Origin of the sequence: Clostridium pacaense, from assembly GCF_020709765.2 — a bacterium.
GTDB lineage: Bacteria > Bacillota > Clostridia > Lachnospirales > Lachnospiraceae > Enterocloster > Enterocloster hominis.
On sequence record NZ_JAJFEB020000018.1, the window covers coordinates 88,048 to 103,915 of the forward strand.

12 protein-coding genes and 1 pseudogene are annotated in these 15,868 nt (G+C 53.5%); 9 read left to right on the top strand and 4 right to left on the bottom strand.

All coding sequences use genetic code 11. From position 1 onward, the window contains the following. Nucleotides 1–159: 159 nt before the first annotated feature. From LK536_RS52070 to LK536_RS52080, 3 genes are all read right to left on the bottom strand, one after another. The gene (locus LK536_RS52070; RefSeq protein ID WP_227796844.1) at nucleotides 160–1,323 is read right to left on the bottom strand and encodes a DUF3810 domain-containing protein; all 1,164 of its coding nucleotides are present in this window, start codon (nucleotides 1,321–1,323) and stop codon (nucleotides 160–162) included. A gap of 119 nt (nucleotides 1,324–1,442) precedes the next feature. Then, a complete protein-coding gene (locus LK536_RS52075; protein ID WP_227796845.1) occupies nucleotides 1,443–2,504 on the bottom strand; it encodes an AI-2E family transporter in 1,062 nt (353 codons plus the stop codon). A gap of 143 nt (nucleotides 2,505–2,647) precedes the next feature. After that, entirely contained in the window at nucleotides 2,648–4,585 is a 1,938-nt protein-coding gene (locus tag LK536_RS52080) for a FeoB small GTPase domain-containing protein (protein WP_227796846.1), read from the bottom strand. Between the two features lie 251 nt (nucleotides 4,586–4,836). Here LK536_RS52080 and LK536_RS52085 point away from each other — a divergent pair, with 251 nt between their 5' ends. The 8 genes from LK536_RS52085 to LK536_RS52120 all read left to right on the top strand — a co-directional run bounded on the left by LK536_RS52085 (nucleotide 4,837) and on the right by LK536_RS52120 (nucleotide 14,999). After that, entirely contained in the window at nucleotides 4,837–6,441 is a 1,605-nt protein-coding gene (locus LK536_RS52085) for a hypothetical protein (protein ID WP_227796847.1), read from the top strand. 120 nt (nucleotides 6,442–6,561) lie between these two features. Then, nucleotides 6,562–6,957, top strand: a complete 396-nt coding sequence (locus LK536_RS52090) for a DUF6483 family protein (RefSeq protein ID WP_120055014.1) — start codon at nucleotides 6,562–6,564, stop codon at nucleotides 6,955–6,957. A gap of 78 nt (nucleotides 6,958–7,035) precedes the next feature. Continuing rightward, a complete protein-coding gene (locus tag LK536_RS52095; RefSeq protein ID WP_227796848.1) occupies nucleotides 7,036–9,024 on the top strand; it encodes a helicase-related protein in 1,989 nt (662 codons plus the stop codon). 79 nt (nucleotides 9,025–9,103) lie between these two features. Further along, complete coding sequence (gene uraA, locus LK536_RS52100) at nucleotides 9,104–10,369, top strand: uracil permease (protein WP_008720087.1); 1,266 nt, start codon at nucleotides 9,104–9,106, stop codon at nucleotides 10,367–10,369. 385 nt (nucleotides 10,370–10,754) lie between these two features. Then, on the top strand, nucleotides 10,755–10,943 hold the full coding sequence (locus tag LK536_RS52105) for a hypothetical protein (RefSeq protein WP_506092222.1): 189 nt from the start codon (nucleotides 10,755–10,757) through the stop codon (nucleotides 10,941–10,943). A gap of 221 nt (nucleotides 10,944–11,164) precedes the next feature. Then, on the top strand, nucleotides 11,165–13,144 hold the full coding sequence (locus tag LK536_RS52110) for a thiamine pyrophosphate-dependent enzyme (protein WP_227796850.1): 1,980 nt from the start codon (nucleotides 11,165–11,167) through the stop codon (nucleotides 13,142–13,144). Nucleotides 13,145–13,159: 15 nt separating this feature from the next. Further along, a complete protein-coding gene (locus tag LK536_RS52115; RefSeq protein ID WP_008720085.1) occupies nucleotides 13,160–13,747 on the top strand; it encodes an indolepyruvate oxidoreductase subunit beta in 588 nt (195 codons plus the stop codon). A gap of 19 nt (nucleotides 13,748–13,766) precedes the next feature. Next, complete coding sequence (locus LK536_RS52120; RefSeq protein ID WP_008720084.1) at nucleotides 13,767–14,999, top strand: phenylacetate--CoA ligase family protein; 1,233 nt, start codon at nucleotides 13,767–13,769, stop codon at nucleotides 14,997–14,999. 661 nt (nucleotides 15,000–15,660) lie between these two features. On the opposite strand, the gene LK536_RS52125 is transcribed toward LK536_RS52120, so the two are convergent. Next, nucleotides 15,661–15,840 carry a DUF6783 domain-containing protein gene (locus tag LK536_RS52125; protein ID WP_329602270.1) on the bottom strand — a complete coding sequence of 60 codons (180 nt, stop codon included), beginning with the start codon at nucleotides 15,838–15,840 and terminating at the stop codon, nucleotides 15,661–15,663. On the opposite strand from LK536_RS52125, the pseudogene LK536_RS52130 reads away from it, so the two are divergent. Beyond that, a pseudogene (locus LK536_RS52130) lies at nucleotides 15,823–15,868 on the top strand (hypothetical protein); the annotation flags it as partial. The gene LK536_RS52125 and the pseudogene LK536_RS52130 overlap by 18 nt on opposite strands.

Here is a 15,868-nt window from a genome sequence, read left to right on the forward strand (position 1 = left end):
TTACTGTCCTTTTCCTATGTAAGAATCCGTTGGATTGAATTATAAGCGGTCATTTGGGACATATATGCCTTGGATATCATCGATTGTGATATCGCCAACCGTAAAAATACCACCCACAAAACTGCCACCCACAAAACTGCCACCCGCCACCCCGCATCATCACCACTGGGAATCCCGATAATAAGCCAGCATCAGATCCACCATCCTCCCATAACTGCGCACCCCGTCCTCCTGGTTATTAGCTTTCAGGTAACGGTCATTGAGCTGGGTGGAGGCTTCGGCAACCTTGCCGTCAAACCTGTCCCAGAACTGGTTGTTCCAGGAGAGGTCCCTGGCTGCCTCCGGGGCAAGCCGCCCGTACAGGTCATAATATGCCTCCAGGTCCACCTTGGCCAGTGCATTACCGGCATAGACCCATCCGGTCAGGTATCCGCTGTAACGGAAATCCGGGGAACCGGAACCGATACAGGCCAGGTATCCGATGAAGTTGGCCTCATCCTCGCGCATGAATCCTTTCAGATGGGACAATTCATGGCATATGGTATGCGGGATATTGTAGTAAGGCATTTCCCTGTTGTAGTTTGCCTCAATGGTAAAGGGGGAGTAGATGCCGCAAAGCTGCTGGATGGACAGCAGACGCGGATTCATCAGGGGTTTGGGATAAGGGTAGTATCCGGCCAGCTGGGGGTAGTCTGTGCCCAGGTCCTTCATGGATTTAACCCCTCCCATCCCAAACTCCCGGAGCATTGCGGCTGAGGGCAGGGGCGTGTCCCCTGTCTGGCCAGGATAAAGCCCCTTAAGTACATCCTCTGAGTGGTCTGTTTCCTTAAGCGTGCTGTTTACCTGTTCCGTAAGGAACAGGCAGAGGCTGTAAAGCTCTTCTGTAGACGATTTTTCCATGACCATGCCAGCCTCATAGGAAAATGGCGTCCGGTAGTAGTTGATGCCGCAATTGGCCGTGTACAGGAACAGGAGGAGGCAGACAAGGAAAAACAGATGGGACATCACGGCAAGCGGTTTTCTGATAAGGAAAAAGAGGTTCAGGATACAGAAAACAGCCACCAGATATAACCCTGCTTCTGACAGGGAGAAGGGGAAAATGCTGCTGAAACGGCCAATGGTATTCACAAGCACAGGATAGACGGTAATGGAATATGTATGTGCAAAACCAGGAACCATCCTGGCACAGATGCCCAGGATGATGGAGGCGGCAGCAAGAACCAGGCTGATGGCAAAAAGACGGATTTGGGATCTGCGGACCCTGTCCGGGGGACTGGGGGCATGACGGGATGGTGGGGACGGGAACTTGGATGGAATCTTCATAAACATACCTGCCTTTATGTAATGTAGTCCGGTTCTGGATGGTATACAGCACGCTCCGGGGCGGATGGCTTGACGGGAAATGATGAACATACACGCCCAGAAGAAAAAGGATTTGCAATTTATTTGAATAACTGGATGGTTCCGTTCCCGCTGAGCTTAAAGAGGACGGTGGCGCCAATGGGAAACAGGAAGATACCGGGCAGCCCCAGGACTTTGCCGCCCACAAACATGCAGAGCAGGGCAGCAGCAGGAGGGAGGCCCATCTGCAGGCCGACCACCTTAGGCTCCAGGGACTGGCGGACTACCGTAATCAGCAGATAGAGGCACACAAGGCCGATGCCCAGGCTCCTGGAACCTGTGGTCCAGGCAACAAAGGCCCAGGGCAAAAGGATGGTGCCCGTGCCCAGTACAGGCAGGATATCCACCAGTGTAATCAGGCAAGCGGCCGTGAACCCCATGGGCACCCCCAGGACCAGGAAGCCCACGGACAGTTCCGCAAAGGTAAGGGCCATAAGCAGGGCATATGCCTTAACCAGACGCCCTGTCACATCCCGTATGCTGGCACATGCAGCCGTGAGTATGGCCCGCTGGTTTTCCGGAATCTGGCGCATGAGGAATGCAACGGTCTGCCGGTAACTTCCGGTAAGGAAGAAAGACGCAATCACCGCAGCCAGGATATCCACCAGAAGGGATGGGAAACCAACAAGGACAGAGGCGCCGTAGCCAATCAGGCTGGAGGAAAGGGCACCTGCTGCATTTTCCATGGCATGCTCCAGACTGGTCCCAAGGGAGGAGATATGGATGCTATGGCCGGGGAAACTGGCTTCCAGAAGCGTGAAAAACCGGGAAAGCCCTGGTTCCACCACTTCGCTGTATAACGCTGGAAGCTTCCTGCCCTGTTCCTGGATGCAGGAAAACAGCCAGTTCCCGGAGACAGCCGCCAGACTGAAGAGACAGCCATAGAACAGAAGGAGGACTGCCGCTGCCGCACACTTCTGCCCGCCTTTCATGCGGCTTCCTAAAAAGGAGACAGCCGGGTCCAGCGCCGCGGCAATTGCCAGCGCCATGATAAAGGGCATGAGCATGGGAATCAGCCTTTTAAAGAGAATATAGCAGATTACACCGATAATCGCAAAGTAAATAAAGCTGATGATAAAGGTCCTGCGTTTTTGGAGGTCCATATGACATGCATCCTGTTTGTTTGCTTACCTCTATTATAGGCAGTGGAAATGCCGCAGTCAAGAAATAATCCCCAGAATTTGGAGGACATGCTATCAGGAGGATATACAATCAGGAGAATATGCAATCAGGAGGACATGCTGTCTCAGATACCTAAGACCATATGCCCATACAGCGCAATCCCCGCACATATGAGAATCCCGGGAACCGTGGCGATACAGACAGCCGTCCCGGCCCATTTCCAGCTTTTTGTCTCCCTGGCAATTGCCTGGCAGGTGGTCAGGCAGGGCCAGTGCAGGAATGTAAAGACAAGGGTACAGATTGCTGTAATCCAGGTCCAGCCCTGGGAGGCGAGCAGCTGGTACAGGGAAAAGCCATTGCCGCCCGCGGCCAGGGAACCGCCCAGCATGCCGCCAAGGGGCCCGCCTTCAAGGTAGGCCATGATGAGGATTGGAAGGAACAGCTCTCCTGCCGGGAAGGACAGCACAAAGGCCGCCAATATGGCCCCGTCCATGCCAAGAAGGACAGCGGCAGGATGGAGCAGGCCCGTAAATGCAGCCAGCAGGCTGGGAACGCCGTCGGCAGGCCGGTGAAAGGACACGAATCCGCCGGAAGGGCCTGTGTAGAAGAGATTGGCCAGGAACCATATGATGATTCCGGCGGGAACCGCCGCCCTGACCGCGCGTCCGGCAAACACCATGGTTCTGTTCAGGAGGGAGCGCAGGGCTGAGCGGGTAATGTGCATTTTCCTGTAAGGGGACAGTTCCAGGGCGAGGGCGGAGGGAAGTCCCTTTAACAGTGTTTTTGACAGAAGCCAGGATATCCCCAAGGACAGGTAGACAGCGGCCAGCAGCAGGATGGAAAACAACAGGGCGCAGGACAGGGAACCGGTCAGGGAGTCCACGGGACCGGCGGCAAAAAACAGGGGAATCAGCATTATAAAAACAGGAAAACGGCCGCAGCAGGGAATCATGGAATTGGTGAGTACGGCAATGATGCGTTCCCTGGGGGACTGGATGGACCGGCAGCAGGCCACTCCGGCAGCATTGCACCCCAGACCCAGGGCCATGGTCACACATTGTCCGCCGCAGGCGCCGCATTTTTCAAATATGGGGTCCATGCCCATGGATGCCCTGGGAAGGAATCCAAGGTCCTCCAGAAGGGTGAAAAAAAAGAGGAAAACAGCAAGGGGAGGCAGCATGATGGCAGTGGTCCAGGAAAGCGCACGGAAGCCACCGTGAATAAGGCAGCCTGTAAGCCAGGGAGCCGCCCCCAGATATGCCATGGCGCTGTCCAGATACAGTTCCAGCCGTGACAGGGCATTCCACAGCAGGAAGGATGGGACACCGCCAGCAAGCATGGTCAGATGGAGGACTCCAGCCAGCAGCAGGAGCAGTATGATTTTCCCTGTAACAGGCCCGGTGAGGATGAGGTCCAGCAATACCCTGCGGGCGCCGTCTGCCTCTGAGGTGACGGAGATGCATTCCGCAGTCAGTTTCTTGGGCGAAAAATCCAGACAGTCATAGCAGAATGCCTTCCGGTTCCCTGGTTTGGCCGCATAATGTATGGCGGCCTTGACATCGTCAAGATGGCTCTGGTCCCGGGCGCAGCAGGGGATGACGGGAATCTGGAGCACATCTTCCAGAAGGTTATAATCAATCACCAGCCCTGTCCGAAGGGCCTCGTCACAAAAATTGACGCAGAGTATCACTGGGATGCTGCCTGTATTTCTGGTTCCGCTATCCATTCCAAGGACTTGTTTTAACAGGTGAAGTCCCAGTTCCAGCCTGGTCGCGTCAGCCACCACTGCAATTACATCCGGCTGCCGGGATTGCAGGAGGGAATCATTGCTTTCACGGGAACCGGAATCCGGAAACGGAGCAGAGGAAAGGGAATAGGCGCCGGGCATGTCAAGAAGCATATAAGCCTGGCCACAGTATCTGTAAGTACCGCGGCCAGGCGCTCCCCCGTCCCCCCACCAGCCGCCGGTGTAGCGGCACATACCTGTCAGTCCGTTGAATATGGTGGTTTTTCCGGATTTCGGGGTTCCTGCAAGGGCAATCACGCTGTATTCATTTTCCATTTAATCACTCCATATATAAATCCAATCCAGGGAAATGGATTGGGCCTTATGATTAGATATGCCGGGAAATCCTGGTGGTGCCAGTACAGCGGAGGGGTTCCGGCGCCCCAGGAGCCGGTCTGCCTGAATCACGCCAGTCCATCCATATGTCGCCGCTTTGGGCATGACGGAAACTGTTTTGATTTTACATACATCTTTTGATATAATGGAAAGATGTATTGTCGTATGGTCCGTATCAAGGAGGAGAAAAGATGATGAGGAAAATGCTGATACTGCCTGTGCTGATACTGACAGCAGTTTTCACGGCTGCATGCAGTGGACAGGATAATGAGGACAAAGCAGGGATACCTGCCGGACTGGAGGCGGATAGCCGTGTGGACAGGGCCGGAGAGGAAGCTGCCGGGGCTGCCAACCCGTACTATGAAGAGGTAAACCGTGTCATCTACAGTGAGTTTAATTCTCCCCTTGGAAATATTCCGGAACCCATTGATGAAGCCTTTGAATTCCGCCTTGGGGATACGCCGGACGGAATCAGGAAGGCATACGGCAGCCTGAAGCTTCGGGAGGAAACGGACCTGCTGGACCCGTTTACTGAAAAACCGGTGCCGGGCGCGCAGGAGAGAAGCCGGATCTTTGACAGCAGGAAGGTATTTGCTGTTGAAAAGGAGACGGAGGCCGGGGATTACCGGACAATCCTTTCATTGGCAGCGGAAACCGGCGCGGCCGGTGAGACAGGTGCGGCCGGTGAGACAGGTGCGGATGGCCAGCCGCTTACCATGGTGGAGGTGAACCCGGATGAGATGTCCTTGTCCTCAATCAGGCTTCCGTCATCCATGGCAGATATGATTAATGACCACAAAGAGGAAGGGTCATGGAATTACTATAACCCGGAAACTTTGTGCTTTTCTTCCATTCAGTCTAAGGAAACAGCCCCGGGTTATCACACGGTCAACGCGGTTTTTGTGGTATTTAAGGACCGGGATTTCAGCCAATATCTGGAATACAGGATGGAATGCCTGTGCAACACCCTTTTTGATGAAACCGCTGCAGAGGTAAAGGAAATGATGGAGGACAGGCTGGATGAACTTTCAGATTGGCAAAAGGCGGACATAGGGCAAAAAGAGCGCCTGATTGTAAGCCATCTGACCCTAAAGGCAGTCACGCCGGAACAGGGCCATGGGGATGGGGACAGGGATTATGCGGACCAGGTTCTGGAGTTTGTAAAAAGCGGGCGGAACCAGGACTATTTTCTTACAAAAGGAAATGTTACCCATACCCTGCTGGAGCCATATGGGGATTTCCTGAAAGGACAGCCTGAGGGACTGGAATCCCTATTGAAGCCGGAAGCCGCTGTCCTTGGGGCGTACGGTGACAGCGCTTTAGCAGACACCTTCCGGGACGTGCTGGGGACGGACGTGCTGGAGCCAGATGTGCTGGGGATGGACGCGCTGGAGATGGACCTGCTGGAGCCAGGGGGTCTGGAAGTGTTGTCCGCCGCTAATTTTATGGACCGGGAAGCAGATGTGAAGGACGCCCTCATAACACGGATGCGGCATTACGGCGGGGCGGGTGATCATGGATATGTGACGGTGCCGGAGCAGGTGGGGGATGCGTTGAAACAGCACTGGCTGGCATGGATGGCAGACGGCGCTGTTTACTCGGAATATGATTATGGGAATGAAAGGATAACCGTGGCTTCGTCCGGCCTTTCACAGGATGGGCGCTTTTGTTCGTTCCAGGTTGATGTAATCCCTTCAGATTATCCGCGGATAACAGTCCGTTATGACGTTGCCGGAAGCCGTTATGGAGCCGGGCTGATAATGGACGGGGATTTTGGGCTGGCAGGGTATGACTGAACAGGCAGATGCTTTGCAGGGCAGGCCGCAGGACATTGTAAGACGGGATTAATTCTACGGCTTGACGGCGGAATCGATATCAACTATACTAAAAGGAAAATACGCAGGAGATGAACAGTTATGGGATTTCAGGACGATTATGTGATGAGGACCATCAGCGACCTGGTCAGGGCCATTGCAAGGCTGGTGCTGGGCAAGAACGATATAGACTATGAGCTTCCGGAGGACGAGGACAGGTATACCCCCATGGACCGGGTGTACCGCCAGTTAAAGGACATGGCGGATGCAGGCGATATCAACGGGGCTGAGAATTATCTCTCGGACCAGCTGGATCCCCAGGATATTGACCGCCTGGAGATGGCCCTTACTTTTTATATGTATCTTAACCAGATGAAGGATGACACACTTTTCGAGGCGAACTATTCGCGGGAGGAGATTGTGGACGGTATCAACAGCGTGTGCGCGGAATATGGCATTTCAGGTTTTGAGCATTTTGTGGATACTACCATGGTGTAAGTTTAATAGCTGCCGGATGGACGTGGGAACATGTGCACCTGGCTGCTTTTGTGAAAATCAGAAGGAAAGAGGAAATCCATGGAGATAAAAAGAGAATGCGCTCAGTATTTGGAGGAATACTATAAGGAGCTTTTTTTCGGCAGCGTGAATAAGCGTTTCAGGGCCATGACGGCCGCTGAATTGAGGAAACGGTTAAAGCGCCTGACTGAGGAGAACTTAAAGCCCCTTGAGAAAGCCAATGAGTTGAGCGATGTCCATGCCATGCTGTCCAAGGTCTGCGCATATCTGATGCACAAGGAGGGAAAGCTGCCGCCGGGACCGGCTGTCCAGGAGTGGGAACAGAATTGTGCCAGCATGCAGGAATTCTGCGGCGCCCTTGCAAGGAAGGACCTGGAGTACCTGTCGGGCCTGTCCCTGGAGGAACTGGAACATGTCCTCAGGATGCAGGGAATCCGCCGTTATCTGCTGACCAACTCATTGGACCGTGCCTACCAGCTGTTCTATATACCAAAGACCATTAAAAAGGGAATCCGGGAGTCCGTGAACCAGAAGCCGGAGGAGGAGTATCCGGGAGCCAGGGAGATGAAGCGCAGGTTCATCCTCCATGTAGGCCCCACCAACAGCGGCAAGACCCATGATGCATTGGAACGGCTGAAGGAGTGCGGGCACGGGGCGTATTTCGGCCCCTTAAGGCTTTTGGCTCTGGAGGTCTATGATAAGCTTAATTCAGAGGGACTTGCATGTTCCATGATTACAGGGGAGGAGACACTGGAGGTGCCGGGAGCCGTGTGCCAGGCATGTACCGTGGAAATGCTCAATGACCACGATTATTTTGATATCGTTGTAGTGGATGAGTGCCAGATGGTTGCGGACCCATACAGGGGACACAACTGGACCAGGGCGGTCCTGGGGCTTCGGGCAGAGGAGATACATCTGTGCATGGCGCCGGAGGCAGAGGACATCATCGTCCAGATGATAAAACGCTGCGGGGACCAGTTCCGGGTGGTGCGCCACAAGCGGAATACCAGGCTGACCCTGGAGACAAAGCCATATAACCTGAAGCGGGATTTGAAGAAAGGCGACGCCCTGATTGTATTTTCCAAAAAATCAGTGCTTGCCTTGGCAGCCCATCTGGAGAACGAGGGAACCCATTGCAGCGTCATATATGGAAGCCTGCCTCCGGCCACCAGACGGGAACAGGTGCGCCGTTTCCTGGCAAAGGAGACGGATGTGGTGGTCAGCACGGACGCCATCGGCATGGGCCTGAACCTGCCCATACGCAGGATTGTGTTTGTGGAGACCAGGAAATTCGACGGTGTGGGCAAACGCACCCTGAATCCGGAAGAGATTAAGCAGATAGCGGGCCGGGCCGGAAGATACGGGCTTTACGATGAAGGGTTCGTCACTGCCATTGACGAGCTGGATGTGATAAAGGACGGTCTGTCCAGGCTTCCCATCCCCATCATGAAAGCATATGTGGGCTTCCCGGAACAGCTGCTGAACCTGCCGGCCGAGATTGACACCCTGGTGAAGATCTGGGCGTCCATGGATACGCCTTCCATTTATGAGAAGATGGAGGTGGACGAGCTCCTGTCCCTGTACATGACATTTGAACATGTGCACCAGGACGACATGGACACATTTACCAGACAGGAGATATATAAGCTGATTACGTGTTCCATTGATATAGATAATAAGATGGTCATGGACCTGTGGAAAGATTACTGCAGGGATTACCGGGATGTGGATGAACTGGAATTCCCCTACAGCCCGGGCGATGACCTGTATGACCTGGAGAGCTACTATAAAATGCTGGATCTGTATTTCCAGTTTTCCAGGAAGGCAGGACTTCCGGTCCAGACCGGAAACCTGAATGAGGAGCGGCGGCGCACCGAAGAGGAAATCAGCCGTATCCTGAAAACAGAATGTGCCAGCTATTCCCGCAAGTGTTCAGCCTGCGGACGGGAGCTGTCATGGGATTACCCCTTCTCTGTATGTGAGAAATGCTTTGAGCGGGGGAAGGTAAACCGTACCCATAACCGAGGGGGACGGCGCCGCGCATCATAGAGGCGGGCCATTACCGCAGGTCTGCGCAGGGATGCGCCAGTTGTTTATAAGAGTATGGGAAAGACAAAGGAGGAAGAAAATGGAAAATCAACGTATCATTCAGGTGGAGGACAAGGTACCCTTTAAGCTGCTTGTTCCCCTGAGCATCCAGCACATGTTCGCCATGTTCGGCGCATCCATCCTGGTGCCCTTTCTGTTCGGCATCAGCCCGGCTGTGGTCCTGTTCATGAACGGTGTGGGGACCTTGCTGTTCATCTGTGTGACAAAGGGAAAGGCGCCTGCTTATCTGGGCTCCAGCTTTGCGTTCCTGGCCCCGGCCGGGGTGGTCATCCAAAACTTCGGGGAATCCGGATACGCCTATGCGCTGGGCGGTTTTGTGGCCGTGGGATTCTGCGGATGTATCCTGGCATTCATCGTTTACAAGTTCGGCACGGAATGGATTAATGTTGTCCTTCCTCCGGCAGCCATGGGTCCGGTGGTGGCCTTGATCGGTCTTGAACTTTCCAGCAATGCGGCTGACAATGCAGGCCTTTTAGACCCTGCAATGGACCCAAGGAAGATTATCGTATTCGTAATCACACTGGGCACCGCTGTATTTGGCTCCATCCTGTTCAGGAAGTTCTTCTCAGTCATCCCTATCCTGATAGCGGTCATAGCAGGGTATGTGGCTGCATTTGCATGCGGACTTCTGGATTTCTCAGCAGTGGCTGCGGCGCCTGTATTTGCACTGCCAAACTTCTCCAGACCCAAGTTTAACCTGGAGGCAATCATGACCATCCTTCCGGTCCTCCTGGTCATCACTTCGGAGCACATCGGACATCAGGTGGTCACCAGTAAGATTGTGGGCCGCGACCTGTTAAAGGACCCGGGCCTTCACCGCTCCCTGTTCGGAGACAACTTCTCCACCATGATATCCGGACTCATCGGTTCCGTGCCAACCACCACCTACGGGGAGAACATCGGCGTCATGGCCATCACCCGGGTATACAGTGTGCGCGTAATCGCAGGCGCCGCCGTGCTGTCCATCATATGTTCCTTCATCGGCAAGCTGTCCACCCTGATCAGCACCATACCGGGGCCGGTCATAGGGGGAATCTCCTTCCTGCTCTACGGAATGATCGGTACCTCGGGACTGCGTATCCTGGTGGATTCACAGGTGGATTACGGCAATTCCAGGAACCTGGCCCTGACCTCAGTCATATTTGTCACCGGCCTTTCAGGAATTGCCGTGAAAATCGGCAACATCCAGCTGACCGGCATGGTCCTGGCCTGCGTGGTGGGTATGGTTTTAAGCCTTGTGTTCTATCTGCTGGATTATTTCCATCTGACTAATGACCAGGCGTAGGATAGTGGGTATGTATAGCAGTTATGGGATAGCGGTTATGGAGTAACAGTTATGGAATAGCAGTTATGGAATAGCAGTTATGGAATAGTGGTTATGGAGTAACAGTTATGGGGTGGCGGTTATGGAGTAACAGTTATGGGATAGCGGTTATGGAATAACAGCCATGAATTACAGGTATGGAAATGCATTGGAAAGTCATTGACATTTACAGTGAAATCTGCAATAATGACTGATAAAGTAAAGTATTAAACCGATGAAGCGGAGATCAAACCGTAGAGGGCATTCACAGAGAGCAGGGGATGGTGGGATTCCTGTAATAAGCCGGACGGCAAATGGACCGCGGAGGGAAAGGTGAACGGGCAGGTTAGGTGCGGGCAGGAAGACTGTGGCGGGAAGAATGCGGCAGGAAAGACTGCAGAAGGAAACATGCAGCAGGAAGACTGCAGACGGAAGCGTGCCGCAGGAAGGCCGCAGACGGAAGTGTGCCGCAGGAAAGCCGCAGATGGAAGTGTGCCGCAGGAAGGCGACAATCGGCCGTTGCAGCTGTCTGGCATGTATAATCCGGCATTTATAGCCCCAGTATCCGGACCGCAGGCCTGCGTTAAAGGCAGAATATGTGCCGGATTGTGTCTGGAAGTTCAGTTTTGCCCAAACGCGTCTTAGCATATTTGTTAAAGTGGTAAGCAGATAAGGTGGTACCACAGGTGCTGTATATTCAGGCCTGTCCTTTCTTAAGGACAGGTCTTTTTGTATCTGAAAATAGCAGTAAATGTACATAACGGAAGGAGAAGGGCAATGTCCAAATCATTTTTAATGGGAAATGAAGCAATCGGCCTGGGAGCAGTCAGGGCAGGTGTGCAGGTGGTATCGGGTTATCCGGGCACCCCGTCCACGGAAGTCCTGGAGACAGTGGCAAAACACAACCCAGGTGATATCTATGTGGAGTGGTCGGTGAATGAAAAAGCGGCAATGGAGGTGGCTGCCGCGGCCGCCTATACGGGCGCCAGGACCATGGTCACCATGAAACAGGTGGGACTTAATGTGGCCTCGGACCCCCTTATGAGCCTGGCCTATGTGGGCGTCAAGGGAGGCATGGTTGTCATGGTGGCAGACGACCCAGGCCCCATATCCTCCCAGACAGAACAGGATACGCGTCACTTCGGACAGTTCTCCAAGCTGCCTGTATTTGACCCCAGTTCCCCGGAGGAAGCTTATGAGATGATTGGGGATGCATTTGATTACTCGGAAAAATACCATACCCCGGTGCTGTTCCGTCCCACCACAAGAATCTGCCATGGCTGTGCCAGCGTGGAGTTAAAGGAACGTATCTGTCTTCCGGCACCACAGGGATTCGTGAAAGATTCCAACAAATGGGTTATCTTCCCGCGCCTGTCCAATGCAAACCACAGGATGATTGAGGCGCGCAATCCTGTAATCGGAGATGACTTCAGCAGTTACCGTTTCAACCTGCTGCACAGGGAAGAGAAGGAAACTGTCCAGGGAATCATCACCCATGGAATCAGTTATGAGTTTGTCATGGAAGCGCTGAACGGATACAAGGGCGCGCGTGTAATCAAGATTTCCACGCCCAACCCCACGCCGGAAAAGCTGATGCTTCAGTTCATGGACGGCCTTAATGAGGTCATGGCAGTGGAAGAACTGGACCCGGTGCTGGAGCAGGAACTGATGCTTCTCTGCGGAAAACACCATTTGAATGTGGATATCCGGGGAAAGCTTACGGGTGATGTACAGTGTGCAGGCGAGAACAGCGTGGAGTCCGTGCGCAAGGTGCTGGAGGCTTATCTGGGTGCACCGTACATAGAATATATGGAATCCCTGGATGAGGCTTCCGATGGGGCTTCCGATGAGGCTGTCGATGAGGCTTCCGATGAGGCTGCCGATGCGGCTGCCGGTGCATCTTCCGATATGGCTTCCGATGAGGCTGCCGGTGCATCTTCCGATATGGCTGCCGGTGCGGCCTCCCTACCGGTCCCGCCACTCCCAATCCGTCCTCCGGTCCTTTGTGCGGGATGTCCCCACAGGGCTTCCTTCTATGCGGTCAAGCGTGCCATGGAAAAGCTGAACCAGGAACTGCCCGATGGACAGGAGCCGATGGAAGGCATCTACTGCGGAGACATCGGATGCTATACCCTGGGCAATGCAAAGCCTCTGGACATGGTGGATACCTGTCTGTGCATGGGTGCAGGCATCACCATGGCGCAGGGGATGCAGAGGGTGGAGCCGCACAAGCGTTACTTCTCCTTTGTCGGGGATTCCACATTCTTTGCCTCCGGGCTGACTGGTATTGTGAATGCAGTGTACAATGAGGCCAATCTCACCCTGTGCATCCTGGATAATTCCACCACGGCCATGACAGGCCACCAGCCCCATCCGGGAACCGGCCATACCATGATGGGCCAGGTGGTGGAAAAGGTTGACATAACAAAGGTACTGGAGGGAATCGGCATAAAACACATAAGGACCGTGGATGCGCTGGATCTTAAGCAGTGCGTGGACACCGTGCTGGAGTTTTCCGCCCTAAACGGGGTAAAGGCCGTGATATTCAAGGCTCCCTGCATTGCCATTGTAAAAACCACGAAGAAATGCAGGATTGTGGAGGACAGATGTGTGGACTGCCGCACCTGCATCAATGAAATCGGATGCCCGGCCCTGGTGCTGGACCAGGATAAGGTTAAGATTGATTCCGGACTCTGTACCGGCTGCGGACTCTGCGGCCAGATATGTACCGTGGACGCCATCGAACCTGTGGAATAAGCGAGGAGGATAGATATGACAAAAAATGTATTGTTATGTGGAGTGGGAGGACAGGGAACCGTCCTTGCGTCCCGCCTGATAGCCCTGGCAGCCATGGAAAAGGGGATGGAGGCCAGAGGCGCAGAAACTATTGGAATGGCACAGAGAGGCGGCAGCGTGGTCAGCCATGTGCGGATTGGGGAGGAAATCCACTCCCCCCTGATACCATACAAAGCAGCGGACGTCATCATTGGCTTTGAACCCGCCGAGGCAGTGCGCTGTCTTCCATACCTGAAAAAGGGAGGCTGCATGGTGGTGTCACCCGTGCCGATCCGTCCGGTTACTGCTTCCCTCACAGGCGGCGCCTATACAGGCAATGAGATGATGGAGTATCTGAAACAGACCGTGGATAACCTGGTGGTGGTGGACGGCACAGCCATCTGCGCCAGGAGCGGTTCCCCAAAGGTACTGAATGTGGCGTTGCTGGGCGCTGCCATTGCCAGCGGTTTAATCGGCATTTCCCTGGAGGAAATGGAGCAGGCCATATTAAAACGGGTACCTGAGAAGTTCAGGGCCATGAATGTGACGGCGCTTAACCTGGGCGCTGTCTCAGAACACGCGTGAAAAACGGAGGATAGAACCAATGAAGATGAAAGAATCCCAGTTCCTTCTCATAAAGGAACAGCTGAAGAAACTGACTGGCAAGGAATGTTTTTACAAGCATAAGCTGGAAGGAATCAATGTGGACCAGATACAGTCGCAGGAGGACTTTGAAAAGCTTCCGTTTACGTGGAAAGGCGACCTGAGGGAGGCGTATCCCCTTGGTCTCATGGCTGAACCAGAAGATAAAATCGTGCGTATCCACTCCTCATCCGGGACTACCGGGACCCCGGTCATCATCCCCTACACCCAGCAGGATGTGGATGATTGGGCGCTGATGTTTGCCCGCTGCTATGAGATGGCCGGAATCACCAACATGGACAGGATACAGATTACACCGGGATACGGGCTGTGGACAGCGGGAATCGGATTCCAGCTGGGAGCCGAGCGTCTGGGGGCCATGACCGTGCCCATGGGACCCGGCAACACGGATAAACAGCTGCGCATGATGATGGACATGAAGTCCACGGTCCTGTGCGCCACCTCATCCTATGCCCTGCTGTTGGCAGAGGAGATTGCCAAGAGGGGAATTGGGGACAGGATATGCCTGAGAAAAGGTGTGATTGGATCGGAACGCTGGGGTGACAAGATGAGGAAGCGGATTGCCGCCGAGCTGGGGGTTGACCTTTATGACATCTATGGACTCACGGAAGTATATGGTCCCGGCATCGCAATCAACTGCCAGGCCCAGGGAGCCATGCATTACTGGGATGATTTTATTTACATTGAGATTGTGGACCCGAAGACAGGAGAAGTCCTGCCTGACGGGGAAGTGGGGGAAATCGTCATCACAACCCTGAAAAAAGAAGGCGCGCCCTTAATCCGTTACCGCACCCATGACCTTTCCAGGATTGTGCCCGGCGACTGCCCATGCGGTTCCCCTTATCCAAGAATCGGAACCTTAATCGGACGCACGGACGACATGGTAAAAGTAAAGGGAGTCAACATTTTCCCAAGCCAGATAGAAGAACTGTTAAGCTCCATTGAAGGCGCATCCAGTGAGTATCAGGTCATGGTAGACCATCTCATGGGCAAGGATGTAATGACCTTGTTTGTGGAAACCAACCCATCCATTAACAGGTACGCCCTTGAAATAGAAATCCAGACCAGCTTCAAAAACAGGATAGGCCTGACGCCGGTTGTTAAGCTGGTGGATCTGGGGGAACTTCCGCGAAGTGAGAAGAAGTCTACCAGGGTGTTTGATAATAGGTATTGATGGGGAGAGGCAGAGGGAGCGCGGGGGTGCGCAACCTCTGCTTTTGTTTGGTTCCGGGAGCGGGGCCGGGAGGCGGGCGGCCTTGCGGTTCCTGGTTCCGGGCGCATGGTTTGCTAACTCAAAAAATGGACGGAAACAGGGCACCGCGCCAACTACCGAAGAAATCTTGATGATTTTTCGTCCGTAGGCGCTCTGCGTTCGGGCTTGGAAGCCCTCTCTCGGCCCTGTTTCCGCCCATTTTTTGAGCAAGCAAACCAAGCCCCCTCCACAAGGAACCGCAAGCCCGCCCGCCTCCCGCCCCCGCTCCTGCCAAGGTTATGAAGAGGTTGCTATATCTTCCGTCCACTGCGTCTGCCACCTCCACACCAGAAAGGAAGAAGGCCCCGCCCGCCATATGACACGGGCAGTGTGCTGGTTTATGGGATATCTTAGGTTGAGTATTTTAACATATTTTTGGATTCATTCTATAGTTAGATGTGCAATCGAATATGGATTGCTGTCCAAATTGTCATTAATCTGACATTGTAACTGGTTAGTTAAAAGAACAATAGAAATGCCATAAGAAAATAATTAGGAAGGCAATAAGAAAGAAACAAAAGAACAATAGAAGCGCGAAAAGTAAATAATAAGAAGGCAATAAGAAGCCAATAAAAAATAATAATTAAGCGATAAGAACGTAATATGAAATCAATACGAAAGCCATAGTTAGTACAGCCTTACACAAATACCAGTAAAGCCAGCATTTGATATCTACGCCAGAAATATGCCTGAAAGACCTGGTCATAGCGCCCACTACGCCTCCATCATCGGGACCAAATCTCCCACAAAGTGGGACGCACAGCCGACGGAAAGCAATTTTCAAACACGCT

Excerpts from the sequence above, each read along its gene's own strand:
- LK536_RS52115 (WP_008720085.1), top strand. The coding sequence starts at position 13,160 with ATGACAAAAAATGTATTGTTATGTGGAGTGGGAGGACAGGGAACCGTC.
- LK536_RS52095 (WP_227796848.1), top strand. The coding sequence starts at position 7,036 with ATGGAGATAAAAAGAGAATGCGCTCAGTATTTGGAGGAATACTATAAG.
- LK536_RS52080 (WP_227796846.1), bottom strand. The coding sequence starts at position 4,585 with ATGGAAAATGAATACAGCGTGATTGCCCTTGCAGGAACCCCGAAATCC.
- LK536_RS52085 (WP_227796847.1), top strand. The coding sequence starts at position 4,837 with ATGATGAGGAAAATGCTGATACTGCCTGTGCTGATACTGACAGCAGTT.
- LK536_RS52090 (WP_120055014.1), top strand. The coding sequence starts at position 6,562 with ATGGGATTTCAGGACGATTATGTGATGAGGACCATCAGCGACCTGGTC.
- LK536_RS52120 (WP_008720084.1), top strand. The coding sequence starts at position 13,767 with ATGAAGATGAAAGAATCCCAGTTCCTTCTCATAAAGGAACAGCTGAAG.
- LK536_RS52110 (WP_227796850.1), top strand. The coding sequence starts at position 11,165 with ATGTCCAAATCATTTTTAATGGGAAATGAAGCAATCGGCCTGGGAGCA.
- uraA (WP_008720087.1), top strand. The coding sequence starts at position 9,104 with ATGGAAAATCAACGTATCATTCAGGTGGAGGACAAGGTACCCTTTAAG.
- LK536_RS52075 (WP_227796845.1), bottom strand. The coding sequence starts at position 2,504 with ATGGACCTCCAAAAACGCAGGACCTTTATCATCAGCTTTATTTACTTT.
- LK536_RS52070 (WP_227796844.1), bottom strand. The coding sequence starts at position 1,323 with ATGAAGATTCCATCCAAGTTCCCGTCCCCACCATCCCGTCATGCCCCC.